This window comes from Amycolatopsis eburnea (genome assembly GCF_003937945.1).
Classification (GTDB): domain Bacteria; phylum Actinomycetota; class Actinomycetes; order Mycobacteriales; family Pseudonocardiaceae; genus Amycolatopsis; species Amycolatopsis eburnea.
This window is the reverse complement of the sequence record NZ_RSEC01000055.1, coordinates 114,772-141,538: the sequence shown is the minus strand read 5'-3', so window position 1 is coordinate 141,538 and position 26,767 is coordinate 114,772. Positions and strand designations below refer to the sequence as shown.

The following is a 26,767-nucleotide window of genomic DNA, read 5'->3' as shown; positions in this document are numbered from 1 at the left end:
CCCGGTCCCCACTGGAGCACACCATGAGACTGCGCCGCACCCTGCCCGTTTTCGCCGCGGTGGCCCTGTTGGCCGGCTGCGCGCCCACCCAGTCCGCCCCCGCGGGCGGCGGCGGGGACGACAAGACCGGCACCGTCCGCGTCTGGCTGTTCGACGAGGCCAACCGCGCGCCGAAGGAGGCCGCGGTCAAGGAGGCCATCACCGAGTTCAAGGCCGCGCACCAAGGCGTCGACGTCGACGTCCAGTGGGTGCCGGTCGAGGGCCGCGCCGACAAGTTCTCCGGCGCCTTCAACGATCCCAACAACGCGCCGGACGCCGCCGAATTCGGCAACACCGACGTCTCCAGCTACGCCGCCACCGGCGCGCTGGCCGACCTCAGCGGCGACCTCGCGTCGTGGAGCGAGGGCAAAGACCTCATCCCGACCGTGCTCGACACGGCGAAGTCCGGCGGCAAGACCTACGGCCTGCCCTGGTACACCGGCATCCGCGCGCTCTACTACCGCACGGACGTCTTCACCGAGCTGGGCCTGAAGCCGCCCGCGACGCTGACCGAGCTGGCCGACACCGCCCGCCGGATCCGCGCCGCCAAGCCGGACCTCTACGGCATCGCCGTCGGCGGCAAGTACACCTACGCGATGCTGCCGTTCCTCTGGGCCAACGGCGGTGAGCTGGCCAAGGACACCGGCGGCAAGTGGAAGTCGGCCGTCGCCGACGAGCAGGCCAAGACCGGCGTCACGCAGTACGCGTCGCTGCTCAAGGACGACGTCTGCCCGCCCGCGCAGTGCGCGAACCTCACCGGCACGCAGAGCGTCACGGCGTTCGCCGGCGGCAAGGCCGGGATGACCATCGGCGGCGACTTCAACCGCAAGGCCGTCGAACAGGGCGCGGCGAAGGTCAAGTACGCCGTCGTCCCGCTGCCGGGCGCCACGCCGGGCAAGATCGCCCCCGCGTTCGCCGGCGGCAACCTGCTCGGCGTCTTCAACGCGAGCAAGCACCGCAGCCTGGCGCTGGAGTTCATCGAGCTGCTGGGCGGCGCGAAGTATCAGGAGAAGATGTACACGGCGATGGGGAACCTGCCGACGCTGAGCAGCGTGCAGCAGAAGCTCGCCGCGAACGACCCGTTCCTCAAGCCGTTCGTCGACACGCTGAAGTCCGGCACGAAGTTCGTCCCGGCGACGCCGGCGTGGTCGAAGATCGACAGCCAGAACGTCCTGCCCACCGCCGTGCAGCAGATCGCGACCGGCGGCAAGGACCCCGCGGCGGCCCTCACCGACGCCGCGGCCGCGATGGACAAGGCCTTCGGCTAGTGGTGACCGTCCAAGAGGCCCCTGCCGTCACGGCTCCCGCGCGGAAGCCGCGGCGGCAGGGGGACGGGCGGGCCGCGGCGCTCTACCTCGCCCCGGCGGGCATCCTGCTCGCCGCGATGCTGGCCTACCCGATCTACCAGCTCGTCCTGATCTCGTTCTACGACTACGGCCAGCCGCAGGCCGCGGGCAACGCGCCGCTGGTGTTCCTCGGTTTCGCGAACTACGCGGACCTGTTGTCCCAGGCGCAGTTCTGGACCGTGCTCGGCAAGACGGTCGGGTTCGCCGCGGCCTGCGTCGTCGGTTCGCTGATCGTCGGCACCGGGCTCGCGGTGCTGGCTTCGCGGGTGCGTTCGCTCCCCCGGTCGCTGCTGTTCCTGGCCGCGCTGGGCGCGTGGTCGACGCCGGCGATCGCGGGCTCCTACGTCTGGCTGTTCCTCTTCGACACCGACTTCGGCCTGGTCAACGAGGTGCTGACCGGGCTCGGGCTGCCGTTCGAGCACCACTCGTGGACGTTCGGCACGCTCGGCGCGTTCGGCCTGGTCGCCGCCGAGGTCATCTGGTGCTCGTTCCCGTTCGTGCTGGTCACGATGTACGCGGGGATCAAGGGCGTACCGGACGAGGTGCTCGAGGCCGCGTCGCTCGACGGCGCGTCGGTGTGGCGCGCGAGCTGGTCGATCGTGCTGCCGATGGTGCGGCCACTGCTGATGATCGCGACCGTCCAGTCGATCATCTGGGACTTCAAGGTGTTCACCCAGATCTACGTGATGACCAACGGCGGCGGCGTGGCCGGGCGCAACCTCGTGCTCAACGTCTACGCCTACCAACAAGCCTTCGCCGGGCAGGAATACGGCCTCGGGTCGGCGATCGGAGTCGTGATGACGCTGTTGCTGCTGTCGATCACCGGGCTGTACGTCCGGTCGCAGCGCCGGAGCGCGGCATGGCTGTGAACCGTCCTGGGCGCCTGGTCGCCGAAGCCGTCACCATCGTCATCGCCGGGCTGATCGCGTTCCCGCTGTACTGGATGCTGCTGTCGGCGGTGAAGCCGCCGGGTGAGATCCAGTCGGCGAACCCCAAGCCGTGGACGTTCAGCCCGTCGTTCGACAGCTTTTCGCGCGTGCTCACGGTGTCCGGGTTCGGGCGCTTCTTCCTCAACAGCCTGCTCGTGGCCCTGGTCGTCGTGGCGCTGTCGCTGCTGCTGTCGTTCCTGTCGGCGGTCGCGCTGACGCGGTTCTCGTTCAAGGGCCGGACCGTGCTGCTGGTGATGACGCTGGTCGCGCAGATGGTGCCGGTGGAGGCGCTGACCATCCCGCTGTTCTTCCTGATGCGCCAGATCGGCGGCGTGGTACCGGCGTTCGGGCTCAACGAACTGGGCTCGCTGGTGCTGGTGCACCTGGCGTTCAGCCTGCCGTTCGCGATCTGGATGCTGCGCGGGTTCGTCGCCGCGGTACCGGCCGAACTCGAAGAAGCGGCCAAATTGGACGGTGCGTCGCGGATGCGGTTCACCTGGCAGATCCTGTTCCCGTTGGTGGCGCCCGGGTTGGTCGCGGTGAGCGTGCTCGCGTTCATCCACGCCTGGAACGACTTCCTGTTCGCGAAGACGTTCATCATCTCCAAGACCGAGAACCAGACGCTGCCGCAGGCGATCCTGGTGTTCTTCAAGCCGGAGGACACCGACTGGGGTGCGGTGATGGCGTCCTCGACGCTGATGACGATCCCGGTGCTCGTGTTCTTCGTCCTCGTCCAGCGACGACTGGTGTCCGGCATGGCCGGCGCCGTGAAGGGCTGACATGTCTTCCTTCGAGACCCTGCTCCCCCGCCCGATTTCGGTCACGCCCGCTGCGGGTTCGTGCCCCTGGCCGTCCCCTGTGGACGTTCGGTCCGCTTCGCTGCCGCCGGAGGGCTACCGGCTGGAGATCGCGCCGTCCGGCGTGGTGCTCTCGTGCGCCGACGCGGCCGGGGAGTTCTACGGGCGGCAGACTTTGCGCCAGCTCGCGGGCCCGGACGCGTTCCGGGCGGCGTCGCTCGAGACCGGGCTTTCGGTGCCGTGCGGCGTGGTGGAAGACCACCCGCGGTTCGGCTGGCGCGGCTGCCTGCTCGACGTCGCCCGGCACTACCGGACCAAGGCCGAGGTGCTCCGGTTCGTCGACCTGCTGGCCGCGCACAAGCTGAACGTGCTGAACCTGCACCTCACCGACGACCAGGGCTGGCGCTTCGAGGTCCCGGAGTACCCGAAGCTGACGTCGGTGGGCGGCTGGCGGCCGTCGTCGATGGTGGGCAGCGGCGGCGCGCAGGACGGGCGCCCGCACGGCGGTTTCTACACCGGCGACGACCTGCGGGAGATCGTCGCCTACGCGGCCGCGCGGGCCATCACGGTGGTGCCGGAGATCGACATCCCCGGCCACGCGCGGGCGGCGCTGGCCGCGTACCCGGCGCTGGGCACCGAATCCTCGTACGAGGTCTGGACGTCCTGGGGCATCAGCACTTCCCTGCTTTCGCCGTCATCGTCTACTTTGGACTTCTTCCGCACGGTGTTCGACCACCTGCTGGAGATCTTCCCGTCGCCGGTGATCGCGCTGGGCGGCGACGAGACGCCGGGCGCGACCGACGAGCACCGCGAGTTCGTCCGCCTGCTGGCCGAGCACCTGGTTTCGCGCGGCCGGACGCCGATGGGCTGGGACGAGGTCCTCGACATCGGCGGCCTTCCCCCGATGGTGATCGGCTCGTGGCAGAACGAGGCCGCTGGCCTGCGGGCGGCCGAAGCCGGCCACGACGTCGTGATGTGCCCGGAGCAGCACGTCTACCTCGACCACCGCCAGGCCGACCACCCGGACGAGCCGATCCCGGTCGGCGAGCTGCACACGCTCGAGGACGTGTACGCGTACGAGCCGGCGCTCGCCGGCCCGCGACTGCGCGGCGTCCAGGCGCAGGTGTGGAGCGAGCACCTGGACAGCGTCCGGCGCGTCGACTACATGGCGTTCCCGCGGCTGTCGGCGTTCGCGGAGGTCGCGTGGAGCGCCGGTGATCGCGACTACGCGGAGTTCCTGCCGCGCCTGCGCGACCACCACCTCCCCCGGCTCGACGCGCTCGGCGTCGAGTACCGGCCGCTCGACGGGCCGCACCCGTGGCAGACCCGGCCTGGCGTGCCGGGGCGGCCACGCTGATTCAGCGGTTCCCCAGCTCGACCCCTCGCCAGACGACATGAACGACTCTTTCATGACATCCCGCGAGCCCGGGCAGACCAAGCGCCCGCCGGCTGTGGGATGGCTCAGGGCAGCAGCGTCACCTCGAACGAGCGCGCCGGGCCGGTGTTGCCTGCCGCGTCGATCGAGCGGTACTCGATGCGGTGCCGCCCGTAGCCCGGGGCTCGCTCGGCGAACGGCGACACGGTCAGCCCGCCCGTGCCGAGGTTGCCGTACGCCAGGCCGTCGATGTCGGTGCCGCGCGGGGTGAACAGGTACGGCGCGTCCGGGTCCGTCGGCCAGCCGTAGTACTTGTGCCAGCCGTCGCCGTCCACGCGGAACTCCGCCATCCCGTCCGACGGCGTCAGGCGCATCGTGAACGAGCCGTGGACCACCTGGCCCGCCGGGGCTTCGGCCGTCGTGGTCGGGCCCGTGGCGTCCACCGTCCAGGTCAGCGTCGTGCCGCCGGTCGTCGCGGTCAGCGTGTGCGCACCGCGCGTCTCCGAGAGGGCGAAGTCGGGCCCGGTCCCGGCCGGCTTTCCGTCGAGGGCCCAGCGCACCAAGGGCACCGAACCGGTCGGCTCCCCCGTCTCGACGTAGACGACGTCGTGCCCGCCGACCGGCTGCGCGGTCGGGGTCGACGCGACGACGGCCGGGCCGCTCGCGGGCGGCGTCACCACCGAGGTGTCCACGGTCCACGTGCGCGTGGCCGTCGGCCGGACCGCCGGGTCGCGGACGAACGGCGTCGGGTCGGTCACCGTCGCCGTCAGCGTGTGCTTGCCCGGCTTCACGTGCGCCTGCCGGAGATCGAGGGCGTCGGAACCACGCAGCGGACGGCCGTCGAGGGTCCAGCGGACGTCCAGGCGGTGGCTCACCGGGTGCATCGTCCGCAGCCACACGACGCGGTCGGCGCCGATCGTCCCGGCCGGCGTGCCACCGCTGACCAGCGGGACCTTCGCCGAGATCCGCTGCGTCATCCGCTCGCGGCCGACCTGGTCGAAGGCGTAGCCGAGGGTCTTCATCATCGAGTGCTCGCTCGGCCGCCACACGCCGGTCTGCGTGTACAGACCGCCTTCGAAGCGGCCGATCGGGCCGCCGGACTCGCTCGGCTCGCCGAGCCAGCGCCACCACTTCGCGTGCTGGTCGCGCAGCTGCTTCTCGGTCAGCAGGGTGTGGTGGATCGAGTCAGGCTCGCCGCCTTCGTAAGCGCCGCCGGGAACCGCGCGCGCGTAGTAGTCGTATTCGTCGTCGAGACCGCCGAGCGAGTGGCCGAGTTCGTGCGGCGAGATGAGCGCGGACAACGCGCTGCCGCCCGACGCCGTCGCGTACGAACCGCCCGCGCCGCCGTAGGTGCTGCTGTTGCCCAGCGCCAGGATCTGCCGGTTCGCCGCGGTCGTGCCGGGCACGAGGTCGGCGTACCGCTGCGCCGCGGCGTCGTCGACGGCGAGCAGCCGCTGCACGCTCTGCGCGTTGCACCCGCCCCAGAAACCCATGTCCAGCGGGGTGTTCTTCTTCGGCGCGTCGAGCGAGGGGTCACAGTCCACACCGGACTCGGGCGAGGCGATCGACACCGCGAAGACGTTGAAGTAGCTGCGGTAGGACTTGAACGGCTCGAGCGACCAGAGCGTGCTGACGTGCCGCTGGACGTCGGCGAAGAACTTGGGCTGTTCGGCGGCGGTGTAGCCGTCCCCGAGGACGACGAGGTTGAACCGCTGCGCGACCGGCCCGGTCACCTGGACCTCGGTGACGGTGCCGGCGGGCTCGTCGGCGTTCGCCGGAGTGGCGAGCCCGAGCACCATGACCGCGACTGCGACGATCCCGGCCCACTTCCGCATGGCGGCACTCCCCTGGTCGGCGATCTTCCCGGTGTACCGCACGCACCGCGCCGCCGGAACCGCCGGAAGTCGGGAGGCTCGCCGTATAGATCGTTATACGCGAGTGAGGCGGTACCAGACCTCCGGCCGTCCGACCTGGCCGTAGTGGGGCTCGCGGTGGGCCATCCCGTTGTCCGCCAGGTACTCCAGGTACCGGCGGGCCGTCACCCGCGACGCGCCGATCGCCGAAGCCGCCGCGCCTGCCGAAAGGCCTTCCGCCGCGCCGGAAAGCGCGTCCTGGATCGCTTCGAGGGTCTGGACGCTCATCCCCTTCGGCAGCGGCGGCTGCTCGGTCGTGCGCAACGCGCCGAGGGCCCGGTCGATCTCGGCCTGGCCGGTCACCTCGCCGGAGGCGTCGCGGAACTCCGCGTAGCGCTCCAGTTTCTCGCGCAGGGTCGCGAACGTGAACGGCTTGAGCAGGTACTGCACCACCCCGACCGACACCGCCGCCTTCACCAGCCCGAGGTCCCGCGCCGACGTCACGGCGATGACGTCGATCGGGAGCCCGGCCGCGCGCAGGGACCGGCACACCGCCAGGCCGTGCGTGTCGGGGAGGTAGAAGTCCAGCAGCACCAGGTCGACCGGCTCGCGTTCGCAGAACCGCAGGGCGTCGCCGCCGGAATGGACCACGCCGGCGACCGAAAAGCCGGGGAGCCGCTCGACGTACACGCGGTGCGCCTCGGCCGCGACCGGCTCGTCCTCCACCACCAGCACCCGGATCACCGGCTCGCCTCCTGCCGCGGCAGCCGGACGGTGAACACCGCGCCGCCGTCCCGGCCGACGTCGACCGTGCCGCCGTAGCGGCGCACCGCCTGCCCGACCAGCGCCAGCCCGAGGCCGTGGCCGTCTTCCGCCTTCGTCGACCAGCCGCGGCGGAAGACGTCGGCGTCGTCGGGGACGCCGGGCCCGGTGTCGGCCACGCGCAGCAGCAGGCCGTCGTCCTCGGTGCGGGCCGTGACGACGACCTTCGGGTGCCCGCTGCCGCGCACCGCCGCGTCGAGGCCGTTGTCGATGAGGTTGCCGAGGATGGTCACCAGGTCGCGGGCCGCGACCCCGAGCGAGACGTCGTCGATCACGGTGTCCGGCGTGACGGTCAGCTCGACGCCGCGCTCGCTCGCCTCGGCGGCCTTGCCGAGCAGCAGCGCGGCCAGCACCGGCTCGGCGACGGCGCCGACGACGCGGTCGGTCAGCTCCTGCGCCAGCGCGAGCTCGGCGGTCGCGAACTCCACCGCCTGCTCGGGTTTCCCGATCTCCACCAGGGAAACGACCGTGTGCAGCCGGTTCGCCGCCTCGTGCGCCTGCGACCGCAACGCCTCCGCGAGGCCGCGCGCGGTGGTCAGTTCCCCGGTCAGCGTCTGCAGTTCGGTGTGGTCGCGCAGGACGACGACGGTGCCCTGCGCGCGGCCGCCCGAGCGGACGGCCGTCGTGCTGACCAGCAGCACCCGGGAGTCGGTCAGGTGCAGTTCCTCGGCCCGGTTCTCCGCCGACGTGAACGCCCGCGCCAGCTCGTCCGGCAGCCCGAGCGAGGCCAGCTCGCGCCCGACCGGGTCGGCGTCGAGGCCGAGGAGGGTGCGCGCGCCGTCGTTGCACAGGCCGACGCGCCCGTCCCGGCCGACGAGCAGCACGCCCTCGCGGACCGAGTGCAGCACGGCTTCGTGGTACTCGAAGAGGTTGCTCAGCTCGTCCGGCGCGACCCCGCGGGTCTGGCGCCGCAGCCGGGCACTGATCAGCCAGCCGCCCAGCGCCCCGACCAGCAGGACCGCCCCGGCGACGCCGAACAGCGGCCAGAGCCGTTCGCGCAGCTCGGCGGAAATGGCCGCGACGGTGATCCCGACCGCGACCAGCGCCACCACCCGCTGCCCCGGCTCGAACACCGGCACGACTGTGCGCACCGACGGCCCGAGCGAGCCGGTGTAGGTCTCGGTGTAGGTCTGCCCGTGCTGCGCCTGTTCGATGGTGCCGATGTAGTGCTGGCCGATCAGCGCCGGATTCGGGTGGGTGTACCGGATCCCGGCCGGGCTCATGATCGTGATGAAGTCGACGCCGGTGTCGGCCTGCACCCGCACCGCGAACGGCTGCAGCGTCGCGCTCGGGTCCGCCGTCGCCACCGCGGCGGCGACGGTCGGGGCGTCGGCCACCGCCGAAGCGACCGCGCGGACCTGGTCGCGCGCGTTCTCGTTCACCGCGCGGGACGCGTCGAGGTAGGCGAACGTGCTGCCGGCGCCGGCCAGCACGCAGAGCACCACCAGCTGCAGCACGAGCAGCTGGCGGGCCAGGCTCCAGCGGGACCGCATCGTCGGGGGCACCTCCTCATACCAGCACACGCGCTCCCCCGGTGTCCGAACGGGACGGTCGCGCGAACTCAATGAACACAAGTGAGCCGGGTCACCGAAGTGCGCCTACAGTGTGCCGCAACCTGGAACACCCCTGAGCTGGAGGCAACGGTGCCGACCCCACCGACCACCGAGGAGACCCCGCGCAAGCGGGACAAGACCCACTACCTGTACCTGGCCGTGATCGTCGCGGTCCTGCTCGGGATCCTGGTGGGCTTCCTCTTCCCGGGCTTCGCCAAGGGCCTCAAGCCCCTCGGCGACGGCTTCGTCAACCTGATCAAGATGATGATCTCGCCCATCATCTTCTGCACGATCGTCATCGGCGTCGGCTCGGTCGCCAAGGCGGCCAAGGTCGGCAAGGTCGGTGTGATGGCACTGGTCTACTTCATCGTGATGTCGACCTTCGCGCTCGCCATCGGCCTGGTCGTCGGCAACCTGCTGCACCCGGGCACCGGGCTGCACCTGAACCCGGCCGACGTTAAGAGCGTCCAGAAGTCCGCCTCCGGCGCCGAAGGCCCGGTCGACTTCCTGCTCGGCATCATCCCGAAGACGCTCGTCTCCGCGTTCACCGAAGGCGAAGTGCTGCAGACGCTGCTGGTCGCGCTGCTCGTCGGGTTCGCGCTGCAGAAGCTGGGCCCGAAGGGCGCCCCGATCCTGCGCGGTGTCGAGCACCTCCAGAAGCTGGTCTTCCGGATCCTGGCGATGATCATGTGGGCCGCCCCGATCGGCGCGTTCGGCGCCATCGCCGCGGTGGTCGGGGCGACCGGCTGGGCCGCGTTGAAGAGCCTCGCGGTGATCATGATCGGGTTCTACGCGACCTGTCTCGTCTTCGTGTTCGTGGTCCTCGGGCTGGTGCTGTGGTTCGGCGCCCGCGTCAACATCCTGAAGCTGCTGCGCTACCTCGGCCGCGAGTTCCTGCTGATCCTCTCGACGTCGTCGTCGGAGTCGGCGCTGCCGCGGCTGATCGCGAAGATGGAGCACCTCGGCGTCGACAAGTCCGTCGTCGGCATCACCGTGCCCACCGGGTACTCGTTCAACCTCGACGGCACCGCGATCTATCTGACCATGGCGACGCTGTTCATCGCCGCGGCGCAGGACGAGCCGCTGTCGATCGGCGCGCAGATCGGCCTGCTGGTCTTCATGATCATCGCGTCGAAGGGCGCCGCGGGCGTCTCCGGGTCCGGCATCGCCACCCTGGCCAGCGGCCTGCAGTCGCACCGGCCGGAACTGGTCAACGGCGTCGGCTTCATCCTCGGCATCGACCGGTTCATGTCCGAGGCCCGCGCGCTGACGAACTTCGCCGGCAACGCCGTCGCGACCGTCCTCATCGGGAACTGGACCAAGGAGTTCGACCGGGAACAGGCCCAGCGCGTGTTCGCCGGGCAGGCGCCGTTCGACGAAGCCACGATGGTCGACGAAGAGCGGGAACCCGCCGAAGCCGTCGCGAAGTAACGCAGACGTTCGTGCTCATGCCCCCGCTGAGCACGAGCCACCGCGGGCCGCGGTGCGAGTCTCCCCGACCTCGCACCGCGGCCCGATCCACGTTTCAGGCCACGTCGTAGGCCACGCGCGCGGCGGCGATGTCGTCGCGGTGGCGTTCCGCCCAGCCGAGCAGGCCGTTGAGCGACTGGTACAGCTCCTTGGCCATCGGCGTGGCTTCGTACTCGACCCGCGGCGGCACCGTCGGGTAGATGGTGCGCTTCAGCAGGCCGTCTCGTTCGAGGTTGCGCAGGGTCAGCGTCAGCATCCGGCGGCTGATCCCGTTGACCGCGCGTTCCAGCTCGGTGAACCGCACGGGCCCGCGGATGGCCTCCAGCAGGATGCCGATCGCCCACTTCCCGCTGATGCGGTTGATGACCTCCAGCACCGTGCAGACATCGAGTTTTTCCGGGTCGATCTCCGTGACCTGGACGGGTACACCGATGTTCCCCTGGGACATGGAAGTGCCTCCTTACGCGGGCTCCCATGGTCACACATGATGGGCACTGTTACAAGAAGTGCCCTGGCGACGACCAGGGGGAACACTCGACTGGAGGGGCCTCAGATGGCCGAGAACCACCCCACCCGCTCCCGCGGCCTCGCGCTGGCGGTGCTGTGCGCCGCCTCGCTGATGGTCGTGCTGGACAGCAGCATCGTCGCGGTGGCGCTGCCCGCCATCCAGGCCGACCTCGGGTTCACGCCCGCCGGGCTCGCCTGGGTGGTCACCGCCTACCTGGTCGCCTTCGGCGGCCTGCTCCTGATCTCCGGCCGGCTCGGCGACCTGCTCGGCCGCCGCCGCGTCTTCCTCGGCGGGCTGGCCCTGTTCACGCTGGCTTCCCTGGTCGCGGGCCTCGCGACGGACGCGGGCGTACTGGTCGCCTCGCGGTTCGCCCAAGGCGTCGGCGGGGCGCTCGCGTCGGCCGTGGTGCTCGGGATGATCGTGACGATGTACCCGGAGCCGCGGGCCCGGGCCCGCGCGATCGGCGTCTACAGCTTCACGCAGGCGGCGGGCGCGTCGATCGGGCTGATCGCGGGCGGCGCGCTGACGCAGGCGCTGAGCTGGCACTGGACGTTCTACGTCAACCTGCCGATCGGCGTGGCCGCGCTGCTGCTGGCCGTCCGGGTGGTCGCGCCGGACCGCCGGACCGGGCTGCGGGCGGGCCTGGACGTGCTCGGCGCGCTGCTCGTCACCGGCGCCGTGATGCTGGGCGTCTACGCGATTTCGTCCGCGGTGTGGGGCGCGCTGGCGGCGGCGGTCGTCCTGCTGGCCGCGTTCGTGCTGCGGCAGGCGAAGGCGCGCACGCCGCTGCTGCCGCTGCGGCTGTTCCGGATCCGCGCGGTGACCGGCGCGAACCTGGTGATGGTGCTGATGGTCGCCGGCATGCTCGGCTTCCAGTTCGTCACCGCGCTGTACCTGCAGCAGGTGCTGGGCCTCGACGCGCTGCGCACGGGCGTCGCGTTCCTGCCGGTGCCGCTGGTGATCGCGGTGGCGTCGCTCGGCCTCGCGGACAAGCTCACCGCGCGGTTCGGGCCGCGGGCGGTGCTGCTGTCCGGGCTCGGCCTGGTGATCGCAGGCCTGGTGCTGCTGACGCGGGTGTCGGGGTCGTACTTCACCGACGTCCTGCCGCCTCTGCTGGTGATGGGCCTCGGCGCGGGGGCGGCAATCCCGGCGTTGATGGGGCTGGCGATGGCGGACGTCCCGGCGGCCGACGCGGGCGTGGCGTCAGGGCTGATCAACACGACCCAGCAGGTGGGGGCGGCGATCGGCACGGCGGTGCTGGCTTCGGTGGCGGCGTCTCGCACGGCGAGCCTCGGTGGTGACCACCGGGAGGCGCTGGCGGCGGGGTTCCGGCTGGCGTACGGGGTCAGCGCGGGCTTCCTGGTAGCCGCGGTGGCGCTGGGAGCACTGGTGCTGGCCCGCCGCACCCGCGCCGCCGCTCCCCCGGCTCCCGCGGCCCCGGCTGCCGAGGCCGAGCCCGCGGTCTGCACCGCCGGTCGCGCCTGAAGCGCCCCAATGTGGCGTTCGGTGCGTTGGACGCACCGAACGCCACATTGGGTGCGTCTGACGCAACCAACGCCACATTGGGGTGCTTGGGGCCGGGTGATCAGGTGAGGTAGGCGGAAAGGCCGCGGTGGCCCCGCCGCATCATCAGCGCGTGGTTCGCGCGGAACAGCGGCCGGGCCACCGCGTCGAGGCGCCGCAGCAACTCCTTGCGAGCCTGGACTTCCTGGGTGATCTCCAGCAGTGTGCCCGCGCCCGCCGCGCGGACCGCACCGGCCAGTACCCCGTCGAGGTCGCCGCTGAGCCTGACCCGCATCAGGCCCGTGCGCTCGTCCTGGTGGTCCCGGTGCATCCGGACGACGAGCCGGAACGGCAGCCGGGACCGGCAGACCAGTTCGGCGGTGTCGTCGTCCACGCGGCGTACCGCGCGGACGTCCGACCACCACCGCGGGTAGCCGGCGAGGTCGGTGACCACGCCGAACACCCGCTCGGGCACGGTTCCCGGCAGCAGCCACGTGCTGCGGAACCGGTAGTTCGCGCCCCTCACGTCACACCGGGACCGAGACCAGTTTCCGGCCGTCCACCGTGACGATGTCGACCGACTTGACGTCGTCGGGCGCGACCAGCGCGGACCCGTCGAGCGAGAAGCCCTGGCTCTCCCACTTCTCCGACACCTGCCAGCTGCCGGCGGTCACCGCCTTGCCGTCCTTGGTGACCACCTGGAGCAGGCACTTCTCGCCGGCTCGGACGCCCTTCACGCTGACGTTCGTCCGGACCCAGCCCTGGAACGGGCTCACCGACGCGGTCAGCTGCACCCCGGTCGCCGGATCCCGGCCTTCGACGGTCTTCGTGCCGGGCACTTCCGGCCCGGGAAGCGCCTGGGGCGGTGGCTCGGCCGTCTGCCGTCCCACCAGGACCCCGCCGCCGAGCGCGGCCACCACCAGCACCGCCGCCGCGACGAGGGCCAGGCCCCGCCTCGACGTCGAACGGGTGGCCGGTGCCGCCTGCTCTTCGTCGCGCACCCGGCGCAAGGTCTTCTGCAGCAGCAGGTCCCCGCCTTCGGGCGGCCCGTCGAGGAACGCCTCGGGCGGTACCTCGTCGAGCGACTCGCGCAACGCCACGAGCTCGTTCAGGTCGAACCGGCACTGCGCGCAGGTCTGCAGGTGCCGCCGCTCGAAGTCGGCCGCCTCCGCGGGATCGAGCGCGCCGAGGGCGTACGCGCCGAGCTGCGTGTGACTCTCGTCCACCGAGTTCATCGCGCCACCTCCGTTCCGCTCGAAATCATCGCCGCTCTCAGTGCTCTCAGTGCGTAGTAAGACCTTGATTTCACGGTACCCGGTGCGACGCCGAGTGTTCTCGCCGCTTCGGCCACCGTCCGTCCCCGGTAGTAGATCTCCACCAGGACCTCTCGGTGCTCGTTCGAAAGGCCGTCCATCGCGCCGAGCACGGTCATCGAGTCGACCACGCCCTGGGCGTGATCGCGTTCGACGGCCGGCGTCGGCACGCCTTCGGCCGGTTCGGCCACCTCTTGGGGCCGCGCCGCCCGGGCGCGGGCCCGGTCGGTGACCAGGTTGCGGGCGACGGTCAGCAACCAGCCGCGCACCGAGCCCTTCCCGTCGTTCTGCAAGTCGTCCGCGTGCTTCCACGCCCGGACCAGCGTCTCCTGGACCACGTCCTCGGCCGCCGCCCGATCTCCGGTCAGCCTCGTCGCGTAGGCCAGCAGGCTCCGCCCGTGTTCGGCGTACAGCTGCCGAATCAGGTCCTCGCCCTTGGCCTTCTTAGGCCGCCTGCCTCCTATGGCCACCCTCGTCCTCCCGACGGTGTTCTGAGTCGGCGAGGACAGTACTGCAACCCGCAGGGCCACCGGCGGTGCGTGCGCCGAGCGCAGCGCGACCATGGTGTTCATCGGCTGCCCGTCCTTCCTCGTTCTGCCCGGAAATCCGTCGGTGGTCAGTACCCGGACCCGCCGGCCTTGCCGCCCGCGGTGATCTTGCTGCCGTCCGGGGCGACCGCGAACCAGGTGCCGTTGGCGCCCTGGCCGTTCAGTTCGCCCGCCGCCTTGTCGCCCGAGAACCCGTAGAGCGGCCAGCCGTTGAGCGTGATCTGCTTGCTGCCGTCCTTGCGGGTCGTCGTGCCGACCTGGGTGTCCTGGATGCCCTTGAGCATCGGCGTGGCCACCCCGGCGAGCATCGGCGGCCACGCGGTCGCGCATTCGCCGTCGCAGTTGGACGTCGGCGGCTGCGAGAGGTCCTTGTCGAACCGGTAGAGCGTCTTGCCGTCGGCGTCGGTGACCACGGCGCCGACCCCGTTGATCGTCGCGACCGCGAGCATCTTGTGCCCCGGTTCACCGTGTTGCGGCCCTTGGGCGCCGTCGGCCATCTCACCGCAGGCGGACAACGTGGCGACGGCGACGAGCGCGACCGCGCTGACGACGACCGGCCGGGTACGGTTCATGACGTTCTCTCCTCGGTGAGGGCGGCACCGCCGTCCGGCGGACCTCGACACCGGGTAACACGGACGGTCGCGAAGAACGGTTCAGCCGGGATCACGCGATTCGGCGCCACGGCGCGCGCGGATTGGTGCGTCCCGGTGATCGGCACGATCTTGTCGCCGGACGGGTGCGGTTCCTAAGCTGACCGGGTTCGCCCCGCCGCCCCGCTCGTCCCGGGAGCCGCCGTGTCCGCGAAACCCCTCGTCCTGGTGGCGCTGCTGGCCGCGGGCTGCGCCGCCGCCCCGCCGTCGTTCACGGCGACCCTGACCTCACCCACGGATGTGGTGCTCACCTGGCCGGACGACGACGCCGGGCACCGCGTCGAGTACGCGAACGACCCGGCCGGGCCGTGGACGACGCTGCGGTTCCTCCCCGCGCACACGACCAGCTACCACCACCCGGACCTCATCCCGGAGACGCCGTTCTACTACCGGGTGCAGCCGTTCACCGGCCCGGTCTCGACCGACCTGCGCGCCGTGACTTCGGGCGACACGGTGACGTTCACCTGGACCGACCGCGCGAGCGGCGAAGCCGGGTACCTCGTGGAGATCCGCCGCCCGGGCGCGCCGGACTTCGACCCGGTCGAGGTGACCGACCCGGACACGACCACGTGCGCGCTGTCGCTGCTCCCCGGTGAGGAGAACTCGGCCTTCCGGCTCCGGACGCTGCACTACGGCCCGCTCTCCCCGGTGGTCCACCAGACCACCGGGAAGGAGCGGTGACGCCTATTCGGCTGCCAGGACCGTCCGCAGGAACTCGCCCGTGTAGCTGCCTTCGACCCCGGCGACGTGCTCCGGCGTGCCCTCGGCGATCACCGTGCCGCCGCCCGAACCGCCTTCGGGACCCATGTCGATGATCCAGTCGGAGGTCTTGATCACGTCGAGGTTGTGCTCGATCACGATCACCGAGTTGCCCTTGTCGACCAGCCCGTTGATGACGCCGATCAGCTTGTTGATGTCCTCGAAGTGCAGGCCGGTCGTCGGCTCGTCGAGGATGTACACCGTCTTGCCGGTCGAGCGCTTCTGCAGCTCGCTGGCCAGCTTGACGCGCTGCGCCTCACCGCCCGACAGCGTCGGCGCGGGCTGGCCGAGCCGGACGTAGCCGAGGCCGACGTCCACCAGCGTCTGCAGGTGGCGGTGGATGGCCTTGATCGGCTCGAAGAACTCCGCGGCCTCCTCGATGGGCATGTCGAGCACGTCCGAGACGGTCTTGCCCTTGTAGTGCACCTCGAGGGTTTCCCGGTTGTACCGCGCGCCCTTGCAGACCTCGCAGGGGACGTAGACGTCCGGGAGGAAGTTCATCTCGATCTTGATCGTGCCGTCGCCGGCGCAGGCCTCGCAGCGCCCGCCCTTGACGTTGAACGAGAACCGGCCCTGCTGGTAGCCGCGCACCTTCGCCTCGGTGGTCGCGGCGAACAGCTTGCGGACGTGGTCCCAGACACCCGTGTAGGTGGCCGGGTTGGACCGCGGGGTCCGGCCGATCGGCGACTGGTCGACGCGCACCAGCTTGTCGACGTTGCCGAGGCCGTTCACGCGGGTGTGCCGGCCGGGCACCTGGCGGGCGCCGTTGAGCTTGTTGGCCAGCACCGTCGCGAGGATGTCGTTGACCAGCGTGGACTTGCCCGAGCCGGAGACGCCGGTGACCGAGACCAGGCAGCCGAGCGGGAACGAGACGTCCAGCCCTCGCAGGTTGTGCTCGCGCGCGCCCACGACGGTCAGCTGCCGCTTCTTGTCGACCGGCCGCCGGATCGCCGGCACCTCGATCTGCCTGCGGCCGGACAGGTACTGCCCGGTCAGCGATTCCTTGCTCTTCAGCAGCTTCTTGTACGGTCCACTGTGGACGATGTGGCCGCCGTGCTCGCCCGCGCCCGGGCCGATGTCGACCACCCAGTCGCTCGAGCGGATCGTGTCCTCGTCGTGCTCGACGACGATCAGCGTGTTGCCCAGGTTGCGCAGCCGGGTCAGCGTCTCGATCAGGCGGTGGTTGTCGCGCTGGTGCAGGCCGATCGACGGCTCGTCCAGCACGTACAGCACGCCCACCAGGCCGGACCCGATCTGCGTGGCCAGCCGGATCCGCTGCGCTTCCCCACCCGAAAGAGTGGCGGACGCGCGGTCGAGCGAGAGGTACGTCAGGCCGACGTCGAGCAGGAAGCGCAGCCGTGCCTGGATCTCCTTGAGCACCGCGCCGGCGATCATCGCCTCGCGCTGGCCCAGCTCCAGTTCGTCGAGGAACTGCGACGCCTCCGCGATGGACAGCGCGCAGACCTCGGCGATCGACATGTCACCGCGGGTCTTGTGCGCCAGCGTCACGGCGAGGATCTCCGGCTTGAGCCGGGTGCCCTGGCACGCCGGGCACGGCACCTCGCGCATGTAGCCCTCGTACCGCTCGCGCATGTACTCGGACTCGGTCTGCTCCTGCCGCCGCTCGAGGAACGGGATGACGCCCTCGAAGGCCGCGTAGTACGAGCGCTGGCGCCCGTAGCGGTTCTTGTAGCGGACGTGCACCTGCTCGTCGACGCCGTGCAGCACCGCCTTCTGGGCGCGCGCGGGCAGCCGCCGCCACGGCGTGTCCATGCGGAAGCCGATGGTCTCCGACAGCGACTCGAGCAGGCGGATGAAGTAGTCCGCGCTCTGGCCGCCCGACCACGGCGCGATCGCGCCCTCGGCCAGCGAAAGCTCGTCGTCCGGGACCACCAGCTCCGGGTCGACCTCCTTGCGGATGCCGATGCCGGTGCACTCGGGGCAGGCGCCGTAGGGCGAGTTGAAGGAGAACGAGCGGGGCTCGAGGTCCTCGATGGCGAGGGGGTGGCCGTTCGGGCAGGCGAGGTTCTCGGAGAAGCCGCGGATGCGGTGCGGGTCGTTCTCCGGCAGGTCGACGAACTCCAGCTCGATCAGCCCGTCGGCCAGCCGCAGCGCCGTCTCGACCGAGTCGGTGAGGCGCTGGCGCGAAGACGACTTCACGCTCAGGCGGTCGATGACCACGCCGATCTGGTGCTTTTCCTGCTTCTTCAGCTTCGGCGGGTCGGTGAGCGAGTGCACCGTGCCGTCCACGACCACGCGCGCGTAGCCCTGCTGCTGCAGGTTCTCGAACAGGTCGACGTACTCGCCCTTGCGCCCGCGCACCACCGGCGCGAGCACCTGGAAGCGGACGCCTTCGTCCATCTCCAGCACCTGGTCGACGATCTGCTGCGGGGTCTGCTTGCTGATCGCCTCGCCGCACTTGGGGCAGTGCGCCTTGCCGGCGCGGGCGTAGAGCAGGCGCAGGTAGTCGTAGACCTCGGTGATCGTGCCGACGGTCGAACGCGGGTTGCGCGAAGTGGACTTCTGGTCGATCGACACCGCGGGCGAGAGGCCCTCGATGAAGTCGACGTCCGGCTTGTCCATCTGCCCGAGGAACTGCCGGGCGTACGCCGAGAGCGACTCGACGTAGCGCCGCTGGCCCTCGGCGAAGATGGTGTCGAAGGCGAGGCTCGACTTCCCCGACCCGGACAGGCCGGTGAACACGATCAGGCTGTCGCGGGGCAGGTCGAGATCCACGCCGCGGAGGTTGTGCTCGCGGGCACCGCGAACAACGAGGCGATCAGCCACGCCAGGGTCCTCTCAATGTCTTCTTCAGCTGCGGTCGCCGACCCGGTCTCAAGCTGCACGGGTGGCCGCGATCCATGCTACGAGCCACCACCGACAAAAACGGGTTCCGCGTCTTCCACCTGCGGTTTTGCGGGCTTCCGGCGTCTGGTGAGCCACCGGTGGGCCGGGCGCTCGACCCCCGCGGTGACCGCCCAGCCGGCCAGCACGGCGGCGCCGACGACCGCGGGGAGCCGCAGCCAGCCGGGGAGGCCGAGGTCGAGCAGAGCGCGGGCCAGGATGTAACCCAGTTCCTGGTGCACCAGATAAAGACCATACGAGATGCCCGCGAGCCAGGTGACGGCCGGGGCGATCCGCGCCAGCCCGGGGAACCGCCAGTCCGGGCCGCGGGCGGCCAGGCAGACCAGCAGCAGGAGCACGGCGAACCCGATCGTGGACGGCCAGCGCAGCGCGTCCTGCGGCAGCGCGACGTGGAACGGGAAGACCTGCAGGTCCTGCGCGGCGACGGCGGCGAAGACGAAGAGCGCGACGTGCCAGCTCTTCAGGCGCCGCTGCGACCACAGCCAGATCGCGACGCCGATCGCGAAGACGTGCAGCCGGTGCAGGCCGAGGCCGTAGTAGAACGTCTCGACGAGCGGGCTCGCCGTCCCGGGCGGGAAGACCACGAAGCGCAGCGTGAGCGGCACCAGGATCAGCGCCCACAGCAGGGCGACGGTCAGCCGGTGGGTGCGCCACGGCCGCGGCCACAGCAGCGCGGCGCCGGTGAAGGCCATGAGCTGGACGGGCAGGGTCCAGTAGGAGCCGTCGAGGTAGTAGAAGGCGTCCCAGCGGATGCCCCACTCCTGCACCATGCCGAGGTTCGTGACCAGGTCCAGCCACGTCGGGATGTACCACGGCGACGGGTTCGTCGGCGGCCCCTGCGGGACCCCGAAGAGGAACCCGGTGACGCCGGGCGGGTAGGGCAGTCCGCTGAAGGAGATGGCCGCCCACCGCGTCACGAGGTAGGTCACGATGACTGCGACGAGGTACGCGGGGACGAGACGCGCGACGCGGTTCCACAGCCACCGGCGCGGATCGCCCTTGCGGAGGCTGGCGCAAACGAAGAAGGCGGAGATCACCAGGAGGATCGCGGCGCCGAACTGCGCTGTCACCCGGAAGGGGTACCCCGTGAGTTCCGGGTGCAGCAGCGCGCCCTGGTGGGTGACGTGCCCGAGGATGACCGCGAGGACGGCGACGACGCGAAGGAGGTCCCAGCTGATCCGGCGCGGCGTCGGGGAGGTGGGCACGGTCGTCCTGAGGTCGGGCTGGCTGGGGGTCGCCGTGAGCCTACGTGCCGCCGCGGCCGCGCGCTTGTGCGGGTGGAACCGGTTGGAGCGAAACGACTACCGTGTGCACGGTGAACATCGTGGACACCTACACCGGGCACGTCGACCCGGGCGGCGACGCCACCCGGCGCACGCTGGACGAGCTGACCATCACCAAGCTGTCCGTCGGCCCGATGGACAACAACACGTACCTGCTGGTGTGCCGGGCGGACAACGAGGCACTGCTCATCGACGCGGCGAGCGACCCGGAGCGGATCTCCGACCTGATCGGCCACGGCCCGGACCGGCCCGCGCTGAAGACGGTCGTCACCACCCACCAGCACCAGGACCACTGGCAGGCACTGGGCGCGGTCGCGGGCGCGAACGGCGCGAACACGGCGGCCCACCCGCTGGACGCCCCGCCGTTGCCGGTCCCGCCGGACTTCCTGGTCGAGCACGGCGACACGCTTTCGGTGGGCCAGGTCACCCTCTCGGTGATCCACCTGCGCGGCCACACGCCGGGTTCGATCGCCCTGCTCTACCGCGACCCGTCGGGCCACCCGCACCTGTTCACCGGCGACTCGCTGTTCCCGGGCGGCGTGGGGCGGACGACGTCCCCGGAGGACTTCCGGTCACTGCTGGACGACGTCGAGTCGCGGATCTTCGGCGAGCTGCCGGACGAGACGTGGTTCTACCCGGGCCACGGCGACGACTCGACGCTGGGCGCCGAGCGGGCGAAGCTGAAGGAGTGGCGCGAGCGCGGCTGGTGACTTGGCCGGCGAGCTGCGCGCGTACGAAGCCGGCGGGTGCTGACCCGTTCGGAGCAGCCGGGTAACGATAGAGGACTCCTGGGCAACTCCCGGACGAACCGGACGTCCACAGCAGACCCAGCGCTGGGACTTCCACCGGTTCTCTCCGCCAGGAGGCCCACCATGTCCAGACCCACACGGCGCGCGCTCGCCGCACTCACCATCCTCATCGCCGGTGCCCTCGCCGCCGCCGCTCCGGCGCAAGCCGCAGGGCCCGTCATCCCGGCCATGACCAACATCCGGACCGGGTTGAACACCGGCTTCGACCGGATCGTGCTCGACCTGAGCTCCGGTCCCGCGCCCGCCGTCGGCTACCAGCTGCTCGACGAGCTGACCGCCGATCCGAGCGGGGAAATCGTCTGGCTCACCGGCCAGTACTTCGTCAACGTCACCGCCACGCCGGCCGCAGCGCACGACGTGAACGGGAACCTCACCTACACCGGGCCGCAGAAGTTCCGGACGCGGAACCTCCGGAACGTCATGGCCGTCGCCGTCACCGGGGACTTCGAGGCGCACCTCTCCATCGGGCTCGGGGTGCGGACGCGGACCGCGGTGCACGTCTTCACGCTCACCGCGCCCAACCGCGTCGTGATCGACGTCGCCTCCTAACCGCGCTCGTACGGGATCTTCTCCCCCGCCTCCACCGCGAACGGCAGGTCGTTGCCCGCCGGCGGGAGGGGGCACGTGGCGAAGTCCGTGAACGCGCACGGGAGGTTCACCGCGCGGTTGAAGTCCAGCGTCACCGAACCGTCCGCTGCCGGCGCGCCGACCGGCAGCGAGCGGTTCGCCGCGTACGTCGTGACGCCGCTCGTGCCGTCGGTGAACAGGATGCTGAAGCCGCCGTCCTTGCCGTTGAACGCCGTCAGGGTGTGCGACGAGCCGCCGTGCGAAAAGCGGACCACGCCCGGCGCCGTGTAGACGTGGCTCAGGCCCTCCACCACCGCGCCGACCGTGGTCGGGCGCGGCTCGTCGAACGGCTCGAACCGCCCCTGCAAGACCCACGACTCCGACGGCTCGTACGCCGGGATGCCGTGGAACTCGCGCAGCACCTCTGCCTTCGGGTCGTGCACGCGGATCAGGTACCCGGACCGGCGGGCCACCTCGATCTCGACGTCGCCCGCCAGCACCCGGGTGCCCGCGCCGCTGTTGACCAGCTCGAACCTGCGGACCTCCGTGATCGGCGTGCCCTCGTGCGTCAGCGAAGCGCCGGCCGGGTCGACGTACGCCGCATCCGCGTCCTGCCACCAGCGGCCGGGGATGCCGGGGTATTCGCGCGGGGAGTCGGTCAGCCAGTCCAGCGAAACCAGCGCCAGCCAGCCGTGCGGGGCCGCGAGGTCCGCCTCCCGCTGGGTCTTCCAGTCCTGCCACTCCTGCGTGAACGTGCTCATCGCGGGCCCCTTCCGATCGGCTACGACGGTGCCAACCCGCCGCCGGTGCCGGTATTCCGCGTCCCAGTATCCGGACCGCCGAGCCACGCGATTTCGCGCTCGCCGCCGGCCGGGACGACGATCCGCCGGTAGCCGGGGTCGTCGGCGATGGCGGTGTGGAAGCGGTCGGAGACGATCAGCAGCAGGTCCAGCTCCGGTGCCGCCGCGATCGCCGCCTTCAGCTCCTCGGCCGCGCACAGCCACGTCGCCAGCGCCACCGCCGCGCCGCCGAAGTGGGGCGGGCGCAGCACGACGTCGCCGTGGTCGGCGGCCACCCGCAGCCGGAGCTTGCCGAACTCGTTGAGGTGGCGGTTGCGCCGCCGCAGCGCCCCGGCGAGCAGCGCGACGAGGTCCGCCGCGATCCAGCCGCGCGGCACCGTCGGCGGGATGATCAACGTCGTGGCGTCGCCCTCGGCGCGGCGGAACCAGGTCGGCGTGCGGTAGGGCACCGGGACGCGTTCGAACACCTCGTCCAGCACCGCGTCGAGCGTGACGCCGAGGTGCACCGCGCGAGCGGTCCGGCCCCGGCTCGGGGCGACGATCCCGAGCCGGACGACGGTCGCGGTCACCGGGTCGGTGCGCACGGCCGGGTCAGTCCCCGCCGGGATCGGACGACCATTGGAGCCCGTAGCTGAGCCCCTGGTGCAGGTCGTGGAACTCGAGCCCGACCTCGCCGAGGCTGTTGACCGTCAGCGCGTCGCCGGAGTCGGTGCCGTCGTCGATCACGCGGCCGGGCACGCCGTTGAGCCGCCACACCCGCGACGGCGGCGCGTCGCGGTCGAACCGCACCCGCACCGAGAACTTCTCGCAGCGGCGCAACGGGGTCATGACGTAGTACGGCCGCAGCGAAGAGCGCTGCGGCGCGAAGCGGATGCCGTATTCGTGGCGCTGCCCGAGCCGCAACGGGCTGGGCAGCCGCATGACGAACTGGGCGTGGCTCGCCGAAACCTGGCGCGCTTCGACGATCTCACCGCCGAACAGCACGTCCGCGGCGATGGCGGGCACCGGGTCGAGGCCCGGCACGGCGGGGACGCTGAACGACAGCACCAGCTCGTCGAGCTCGTCGACCTCCGCGACGATCCGGCGTTCCTCCTGCACGTCCGGCGCGTCGCGGTCGAGCCGGAGCACGGCTTTCATCGACTCGACGTACCAGCCGGCGAGCGGGTGCAGGTCGCGCTCGCGCGCGGGCGCGCCGAGCAGCTCGTCGAGCCGGCGGAACGCGAGGTCGATGCGACGGCGCGCGGTGCGCGGGTCGCGGTCGAGGACGCTGGCCAGCCAGGAGATCCGCCGGTCGAGGAACTCGCCGGCCGCCTCTTCGTGCAGGCCGAGAGCCGCCAGCGCGGCGAGCCGCAGGTCCGCGGGCAGCCGCCCGCACAGCTCGGTCAGCCGCAGCACGACCTTGTGCCGCGCGGCGGCGGGCGGGTCGTCGTCGGCGATCTCGCAGGCCGCCCGCAGGCAGGGGCCGATCCGCTGGTGCAGGTCGGCCGCGTCGAGCCCGCGGCCGCGGCGCAGTTCGTTCAGTTCGCGCACGAACGGGAACGAGTTCTCCGACGTCATCCCACCCCCTTCCGCGCCGCCGGTGGAAAGAGCTGCCGACATTACCAGCGGTCACGGGCGGCGGTGACGTGACAAATCCCGGACACGCGATCAGCGGAATGCCCGGCCGGCCGGCCCCCCGCGTGCCGGCCGGCCGGGTTCCCACCGCGGGCTCAGCGGGCCCCGAAGATCAGGGCCCAGATCGAGTGGCTTTCCATCACACACCTCCTCATCGCAGCACCCAGGCCGAGGCGGGCAGTGGCGGGTTCCGGCGCGTTTCCGGCCGCCGCGGGAAAAGGCCGATTTCACCTGGGCCGAAAACCTGCCGAGACGTTCCGGACGAGCACTCCCCTGCCTCGTTCGAAAAGGGAATCCCGGCCGGGGGCATCGCATTCATTTCCCGGCCGGGTTCCAGCATCGCCGGGTCGCGGCGGTCGTCAGATGCCCGCTGTCACTGCCCTTGTGTGCCGTTTGGCTCAGAACGGGCGAAGGCCTGCAGCACGCGCAGCTTGCGGATGAGGATCCGGCGACGGCCGGTCTCGACGATCCCGCGCTCGCGCAGCACGCGCAGCGCGCGGGCGACGGTCCGCCGGGCGGCGCCGACCTGGGCGGCGATGTCGGTCTGCGAAAGCGCGGCCTCGATGACCACGCCCTCCGGGACGGACCGCCCGTGCTCTTCGGCCAGCCGGAGCAGGTGCACCGCGACCCGCCGGGTGACGTCGAGGGCCGCCGAATCGACCCTGGCGGACTCGGCGTTGCGGAGCCGGGCCGCGACGGTCTTGATCGTCGCGATGGCGATCTCGGGCCGGGCGTGCAGGACGTCGATGAACTGCGCGCCGGTCAGCTGGAAGACGGTGCAGGGTTCGATCGCGCGGACCGACGCCGTGCGCGGGCGCCCGGTCACGGCCGCGAGGTCGCCGAGCACCTCGCCGGGGCCGCGGAGCCCGAAGAGCACCTCGCGGCCGTCCTCGACGATCGCGGAAACCCGTACCCAGCCGGAAACCAGCACGTGGACGTGGTCGGAGGGGTCGCCTTCCATGAGCACGACGTCGTTCGCCCGGAACCGCCGCCGGGTGCCCCTGGCGAGCAGGTACTCGCGATCGGCGTCGGCGAGGTAGGCCAGGAGCGCCCCGTCCGCCGTGTCGTCGTGCCCGTTCATCGCCCCGATCCCCGCTCCGCTCCGGATGCCCACCGTAACCCGGCGTGGCGGCGTTGGGCGAGCACCGGAACCGATAGGGTCACCGCGTGGACGTGGAGATCTACACCGACGGCGCGTGCAGCGGGAACCCCGGACCGGGCGGCTGGGGCGCGGTGCTGCGCTACGGCAAGCACGAGCGCGAGCTGTACGGCGGCGAAGCCACGCCGACGACGAACAACCGGATGGAGCTGACCGCCCCGATCCGGGCACTGGAGACCCTGACGCGGCCGTCGCAGGTGCGCGTGTTCACCGACAGCACGTACGTGCGCAACGGCATCACGCAGTGGCTGCCCCGCTGGAAGAACAACGGCTGGCAGACGGCGGCACGCGAACCGGTCAAGAACGCGGACCTCTGGCAACGCCTCGACGCAGCGATCGGCGAGCACCAGGTCGAATGGCTGTGGGTGAAGGGTCACGCGGGCCACCCGGAGAACGAGCGGGCCGACCGGCTGGCGGTGCGCGGGGCGCAAGAGGCGCGGGAGAGCGGGAAGCCGGTCAACGCCGGTTAGTCCCCATTGGACGGTCGTGGCACAATTCCCCGGTGCCTCCCGCCCCCTGCCCGTGTGGTCTCGCCGAGTCCTACGCCGCCTGCTGCGGCCGGTTCCACACCGGGGCGCTCGCCGCGCCGACGGCCGAACTGCTGATGCGGTCGCGGTTCAGTGCCTTCGCCGTCGGCGACACCGCGTATCTGCTGCGGACCTGGCACCCGGACACCCGGCCGCGGCGATTGGACCTCGATCCCGGTCAGGAGTGGACTCGGCTGGAGATCCTCGGGCGCACCGGCGGGGGCCTGCTGCACGCCGAGGGCACGGTCGAGTTCCGGGCGCACTACCGCCACCGCGGGCGCGACGGGGTCCTGGAGGAGAACAGCCGCTTCCGGCGTGACGACGGCCACTGGGTCTACCTCGACGCCGAAGCCTGAAACCCGTCCCGCGCACCGCCGCCGTCGTGCTAAACAGTGCGGCGATGGGAAAACTGACGCGCCGCGCCCGGGCCAAGGCGGACTACCTCGGCTTCCTCGGCGCCCGGGAATGGCCGCTCGCCGCGTCGGGGCTCGGGGTGCTGCTCGGGGTCGTCACCATCCTGCCGAGCGCGATCGGCGTGGTGCTCTCGGTCGTCGCGCTCGCTCTCGGCGTCACCACCTTCACCCGGGACGTGCGGCTGCTGCGCCGCCGGTGGGCCGGGTTCGAGTTCACGACCATCGCCGCGCCCTTCCCCACCGCGGAGCTGCCGCCGCCGTCGGCGTACCCGCAAGCCGAGTACGTCGCCGTGCCCGCCCGGGGAACCGCGCTGGTCAGCGCCGCGATCGACCGCGACCTCTGGACCGGGCGGCACACCATCGAGGTCGCCGAGGAGCCCTACCGGCTGCCGGCGTCGCTCAAGGCGACCGCGCCGCACGTCCTCCCGCTGCGGGCCCGCGGCCGGCTGCTGTTCAACGGCCCCGTCGTCGGCATGCGCGGCGACCCGCTGCCCGCCGCCGGGGCGCGGCCCGCGCCGATCCGGCTGCACCGCGCCCGGTTCTTCGACGCCGTCTGCTCGAACGAGCTCGGCACCCTGCGCATCACCCGCACCGGCACCGGCGAGGAGTACGACCTGCGCAAGGCCGAGCTCACCGACTCCGCGGGCGCGCTGCGCGAGCTGAGCAGCAGCTCACTGGCCGACCACGTCGGCGTCTCCACGGTCGCGTTCACCACCGACGGCAAGCTCGTCACCGTCCGGCAGTCGGCGCTCAACGCCGTGAGCGGACTGCTGCTCGCGCCGTCGGGCAGCGGCTCGCTCGAACCGCGCGACCTGCGCACGCCGGACGGCGGCGCGCGACGCCTGCTGCACACCGCGGTCCGCGCCGGGATGGAGCGCGAGCTGTGCGAGGAAAGCGGCCTCACGCCCGACGACGTCCGCGGGACGAAGGTCGTCGGGTTCGCCCGCTGGATGGACCGCGGCGCCAAGCCGGAGTTCTTCGGGCTCACCGAGCTGGCCGTCGACAGCGCAGAGGTCGCCCGGCGCCGGCCGGTCAGCGGCGAGCGGCTCTACAGCGCCGGCCTGACGCTCTTCGACGTCGACCTCGCCGCGATCGGCGCCGCGCTGGCCGACGGTGTCCCGCTCAGCGAGGCACTTCCTCAACGGCTTTGGGAGGACGGCTCCCTGCCGCTCCTGCTGGCCCTGCGTGCCGCGGCGGCGTGGCAGGCGGCCCGGGTCTGACCGAAACGCCCCTGTTCTCCGCGTGATCGGCCCGCTACGATCGTC

At 71.5% G+C, this 26,767-nt stretch carries 26 protein-coding genes; 12 read left to right on the top strand and 14 right to left on the bottom strand.

Going from position 1 to position 26,767, the window contains the following annotated elements; all coding sequences use genetic code 11:
* Positions 1–23 precede the first annotated feature (23 nt).
* From EIY87_RS25280 to EIY87_RS25265, 4 genes are read left to right on the top strand one after another with little or no spacing between them, the layout of a single operon-like run.
* A complete protein-coding gene (locus EIY87_RS25280) occupies positions 24–1,307 on the top strand; it encodes an extracellular solute-binding protein (protein ID WP_125312374.1) in 1,284 nt (427 codons plus the stop codon).
* Positions 1,307–2,254 carry a carbohydrate ABC transporter permease gene (locus tag EIY87_RS25275; protein WP_125312373.1) on the top strand — a complete coding sequence of 316 codons (948 nt, stop codon included), beginning with the start codon at positions 1,307–1,309 and terminating at the stop codon, positions 2,252–2,254. The genes EIY87_RS25280 and EIY87_RS25275 overlap by 1 nt, the downstream gene beginning before the upstream one ends.
* Positions 2,245–3,093: a carbohydrate ABC transporter permease gene (locus EIY87_RS25270; RefSeq protein WP_125312372.1), complete on the top strand. Its 849-nt coding sequence runs from the start codon at positions 2,245–2,247 to the stop codon at positions 3,091–3,093. The genes EIY87_RS25275 and EIY87_RS25270 overlap by 10 nt, the downstream gene beginning before the upstream one ends.
* Position 3,094: 1 nt before the next feature.
* Positions 3,095–4,468 carry a beta-N-acetylhexosaminidase gene (locus EIY87_RS25265; RefSeq protein WP_125312371.1) on the top strand — a complete coding sequence of 458 codons (1,374 nt, stop codon included), beginning with the start codon at positions 3,095–3,097 and terminating at the stop codon, positions 4,466–4,468.
* A 104-nt stretch (positions 4,469–4,572) separates the two neighbouring features.
* On the opposite strand, the gene EIY87_RS25260 is transcribed toward EIY87_RS25265, so the two are convergent.
* The 3 genes from EIY87_RS25260 to EIY87_RS25250 all read right to left on the bottom strand — a co-directional run bounded on the left by EIY87_RS25260 (position 4,573) and on the right by EIY87_RS25250 (position 8,654).
* Positions 4,573–6,321, bottom strand: coding sequence for a M64 family metallopeptidase (locus EIY87_RS25260; protein WP_125312413.1), 1,749 nt, complete (start codon positions 6,319–6,321; stop codon positions 4,573–4,575).
* 93 nt (positions 6,322–6,414) lie between these two features.
* Positions 6,415–7,083, bottom strand: coding sequence for a response regulator (locus EIY87_RS25255; RefSeq protein WP_125312370.1), 669 nt, complete (start codon positions 7,081–7,083; stop codon positions 6,415–6,417).
* Positions 7,080–8,654 (bottom strand): sensor histidine kinase, encoded by a 1,575-nt coding sequence (locus EIY87_RS25250; protein WP_125312369.1) that lies wholly within the window; start codon positions 8,652–8,654, stop codon positions 7,080–7,082. Before EIY87_RS25250 ends, EIY87_RS25255 begins: the two co-directional genes overlap by 4 nt.
* Positions 8,655–8,804: 150 nt before the next feature.
* Here EIY87_RS25250 and EIY87_RS25245 point away from each other — a divergent pair, with 150 nt between their 5' ends.
* Complete coding sequence (locus EIY87_RS25245; RefSeq protein WP_125312368.1) at positions 8,805–10,145, top strand: cation:dicarboxylate symporter family transporter; 1,341 nt, start codon at positions 8,805–8,807, stop codon at positions 10,143–10,145.
* A gap of 94 nt (positions 10,146–10,239) precedes the next feature.
* Here EIY87_RS25245 and EIY87_RS25240 read toward each other — a convergent pair whose 3' ends face one another.
* Positions 10,240–10,632 (bottom strand): winged helix-turn-helix transcriptional regulator, encoded by a 393-nt coding sequence (locus EIY87_RS25240; RefSeq protein ID WP_125312367.1) that lies wholly within the window; start codon positions 10,630–10,632, stop codon positions 10,240–10,242.
* 105 nt (positions 10,633–10,737) lie between these two features.
* On the opposite strand from EIY87_RS25240, the gene EIY87_RS25235 reads away from it, so the two are divergent.
* On the top strand, positions 10,738–12,177 hold the full coding sequence (locus EIY87_RS25235; RefSeq protein ID WP_125312366.1) for an MFS transporter: 1,440 nt from the start codon (positions 10,738–10,740) through the stop codon (positions 12,175–12,177).
* 100 nt (positions 12,178–12,277) lie between these two features.
* On the opposite strand, the gene EIY87_RS25230 is transcribed toward EIY87_RS25235, so the two are convergent.
* From EIY87_RS25230 to EIY87_RS25215, 4 genes are all read right to left on the bottom strand, one after another.
* On the bottom strand, positions 12,278–12,721 hold the full coding sequence (locus tag EIY87_RS25230; RefSeq protein ID WP_125312365.1) for an SRPBCC family protein: 444 nt from the start codon (positions 12,719–12,721) through the stop codon (positions 12,278–12,280).
* A gap of 1 nt (position 12,722) precedes the next feature.
* Positions 12,723–13,430 (bottom strand): anti-sigma factor family protein, encoded by a 708-nt coding sequence (locus EIY87_RS25225; protein ID WP_125312364.1) that lies wholly within the window; start codon positions 13,428–13,430, stop codon positions 12,723–12,725.
* Positions 13,427–13,978: a sigma-70 family RNA polymerase sigma factor gene (locus EIY87_RS25220; RefSeq protein WP_026469270.1), complete on the bottom strand. Its 552-nt coding sequence runs from the start codon at positions 13,976–13,978 to the stop codon at positions 13,427–13,429. Before EIY87_RS25220 ends, EIY87_RS25225 begins: the two co-directional genes overlap by 4 nt.
* A gap of 146 nt (positions 13,979–14,124) precedes the next feature.
* Positions 14,125–14,628 (bottom strand): COG4315 family predicted lipoprotein, encoded by a 504-nt coding sequence (locus EIY87_RS25215; protein WP_125312363.1) that lies wholly within the window; start codon positions 14,626–14,628, stop codon positions 14,125–14,127.
* A gap of 222 nt (positions 14,629–14,850) precedes the next feature.
* On the opposite strand from EIY87_RS25215, the gene EIY87_RS25210 reads away from it, so the two are divergent.
* Positions 14,851–15,387 (top strand): fibronectin type III domain-containing protein, encoded by a 537-nt coding sequence (locus EIY87_RS25210; RefSeq protein WP_125312362.1) that lies wholly within the window; start codon positions 14,851–14,853, stop codon positions 15,385–15,387.
* A gap of 3 nt (positions 15,388–15,390) precedes the next feature.
* Here EIY87_RS25210 and uvrA read toward each other — a convergent pair whose 3' ends face one another.
* Both uvrA and EIY87_RS25200 read right to left on the bottom strand, forming a co-directional pair.
* A complete protein-coding gene (gene uvrA / locus EIY87_RS25205) occupies positions 15,391–18,252 on the bottom strand; it encodes an excinuclease ABC subunit UvrA (RefSeq protein ID WP_125312361.1) in 2,862 nt (953 codons plus the stop codon).
* A gap of 77 nt (positions 18,253–18,329) precedes the next feature.
* Positions 18,330–19,535, bottom strand: coding sequence for an acyltransferase family protein (locus tag EIY87_RS25200; RefSeq protein ID WP_125312360.1), 1,206 nt, complete (start codon positions 19,533–19,535; stop codon positions 18,330–18,332).
* A 110-nt stretch (positions 19,536–19,645) separates the two neighbouring features.
* Between EIY87_RS25200 and EIY87_RS25195 the strand changes: the two genes are divergently transcribed.
* Positions 19,646–20,323, top strand: a complete 678-nt coding sequence (locus EIY87_RS25195; RefSeq protein WP_125312359.1) for an MBL fold metallo-hydrolase — start codon at positions 19,646–19,648, stop codon at positions 20,321–20,323.
* A gap of 162 nt (positions 20,324–20,485) precedes the next feature.
* Positions 20,486–20,971 carry an AMIN-like domain-containing (lipo)protein gene (locus EIY87_RS25190; RefSeq protein WP_125312358.1) on the top strand — a complete coding sequence of 162 codons (486 nt, stop codon included), beginning with the start codon at positions 20,486–20,488 and terminating at the stop codon, positions 20,969–20,971.
* On the opposite strand, the gene EIY87_RS25185 is transcribed toward EIY87_RS25190, so the two are convergent.
* The 4 genes from EIY87_RS25185 to EIY87_RS25170 form a co-directional block, all read right to left on the bottom strand.
* Positions 20,968–21,750, bottom strand: coding sequence for a DUF1684 domain-containing protein (locus EIY87_RS25185; RefSeq protein ID WP_125312357.1), 783 nt, complete (start codon positions 21,748–21,750; stop codon positions 20,968–20,970). The two genes, EIY87_RS25190 and EIY87_RS25185, sit on opposite strands and share 4 nt — an antisense overlap.
* A gap of 20 nt (positions 21,751–21,770) precedes the next feature.
* Complete coding sequence (locus EIY87_RS25180) at positions 21,771–22,373, bottom strand: hypothetical protein (protein WP_125312356.1); 603 nt, start codon at positions 22,371–22,373, stop codon at positions 21,771–21,773.
* A 7-nt stretch (positions 22,374–22,380) separates the two neighbouring features.
* Positions 22,381–23,346, bottom strand: a complete 966-nt coding sequence (locus tag EIY87_RS25175; RefSeq protein ID WP_191984259.1) for a hypothetical protein — start codon at positions 23,344–23,346, stop codon at positions 22,381–22,383.
* Between the two features lie 430 nt (positions 23,347–23,776).
* Positions 23,777–24,484 (bottom strand): Crp/Fnr family transcriptional regulator, encoded by a 708-nt coding sequence (locus tag EIY87_RS25170; protein WP_125312355.1) that lies wholly within the window; start codon positions 24,482–24,484, stop codon positions 23,777–23,779.
* An 86-nt stretch (positions 24,485–24,570) separates the two neighbouring features.
* Here EIY87_RS25170 and rnhA point away from each other — a divergent pair, with 86 nt between their 5' ends.
* From rnhA to EIY87_RS25155, 3 genes are read left to right on the top strand one after another with little or no spacing between them, the layout of a single operon-like run.
* A complete protein-coding gene (gene rnhA / locus EIY87_RS25165) occupies positions 24,571–25,032 on the top strand; it encodes a ribonuclease HI (RefSeq protein WP_086860213.1) in 462 nt (153 codons plus the stop codon).
* A 32-nt stretch (positions 25,033–25,064) separates the two neighbouring features.
* Positions 25,065–25,445: a YchJ family protein gene (locus tag EIY87_RS25160; protein WP_125312354.1), complete on the top strand. Its 381-nt coding sequence runs from the start codon at positions 25,065–25,067 to the stop codon at positions 25,443–25,445.
* Positions 25,446–25,489: 44 nt separating this feature from the next.
* Entirely contained in the window at positions 25,490–26,722 is a 1,233-nt protein-coding gene (locus EIY87_RS25155; protein ID WP_125312353.1) for a hypothetical protein, read from the top strand.
* The last annotated feature ends 45 nt before the right edge of the window (positions 26,723–26,767 follow it).

Coding starts and splice junctions, on each gene's coding strand:
- EIY87_RS25225 (WP_125312364.1), bottom strand. CDS start 13,430: ATGAACTCGGTGGACGAGAGTCACACGCAGCTCGGCGCGTACGCCCTC.
- EIY87_RS25265 (WP_125312371.1), top strand. CDS start 3,095: ATGTCTTCCTTCGAGACCCTGCTCCCCCGCCCGATTTCGGTCACGCCC.
- EIY87_RS25215 (WP_125312363.1), bottom strand. CDS start 14,628: ATGAACCGTACCCGGCCGGTCGTCGTCAGCGCGGTCGCGCTCGTCGCC.
- EIY87_RS25175 (WP_191984259.1), bottom strand. CDS start 23,346: ATGACGTCGGAGAACTCGTTCCCGTTCGTGCGCGAACTGAACGAACTG.
- EIY87_RS25240 (WP_125312367.1), bottom strand. CDS start 10,632: ATGTCCCAGGGGAACATCGGTGTACCCGTCCAGGTCACGGAGATCGAC.
- EIY87_RS25155 (WP_125312353.1), top strand. CDS start 25,490: ATGGGAAAACTGACGCGCCGCGCCCGGGCCAAGGCGGACTACCTCGGC.
- EIY87_RS25235 (WP_125312366.1), top strand. CDS start 10,738: ATGGCCGAGAACCACCCCACCCGCTCCCGCGGCCTCGCGCTGGCGGTG.
- EIY87_RS25185 (WP_125312357.1), bottom strand. CDS start 21,750: ATGAGCACGTTCACGCAGGAGTGGCAGGACTGGAAGACCCAGCGGGAG.
- EIY87_RS25260 (WP_125312413.1), bottom strand. CDS start 6,321: ATGCGGAAGTGGGCCGGGATCGTCGCAGTCGCGGTCATGGTGCTCGGG.
- EIY87_RS25270 (WP_125312372.1), top strand. CDS start 2,245: ATGGCTGTGAACCGTCCTGGGCGCCTGGTCGCCGAAGCCGTCACCATC.
- EIY87_RS25250 (WP_125312369.1), bottom strand. CDS start 8,654: ATGCGGTCCCGCTGGAGCCTGGCCCGCCAGCTGCTCGTGCTGCAGCTG.
- EIY87_RS25190 (WP_125312358.1), top strand. CDS start 20,486: ATGTCCAGACCCACACGGCGCGCGCTCGCCGCACTCACCATCCTCATC.
- EIY87_RS25280 (WP_125312374.1), top strand. CDS start 24: ATGAGACTGCGCCGCACCCTGCCCGTTTTCGCCGCGGTGGCCCTGTTG.
- EIY87_RS25170 (WP_125312355.1), bottom strand. CDS start 24,484: ATGAACGGGCACGACGACACGGCGGACGGGGCGCTCCTGGCCTACCTC.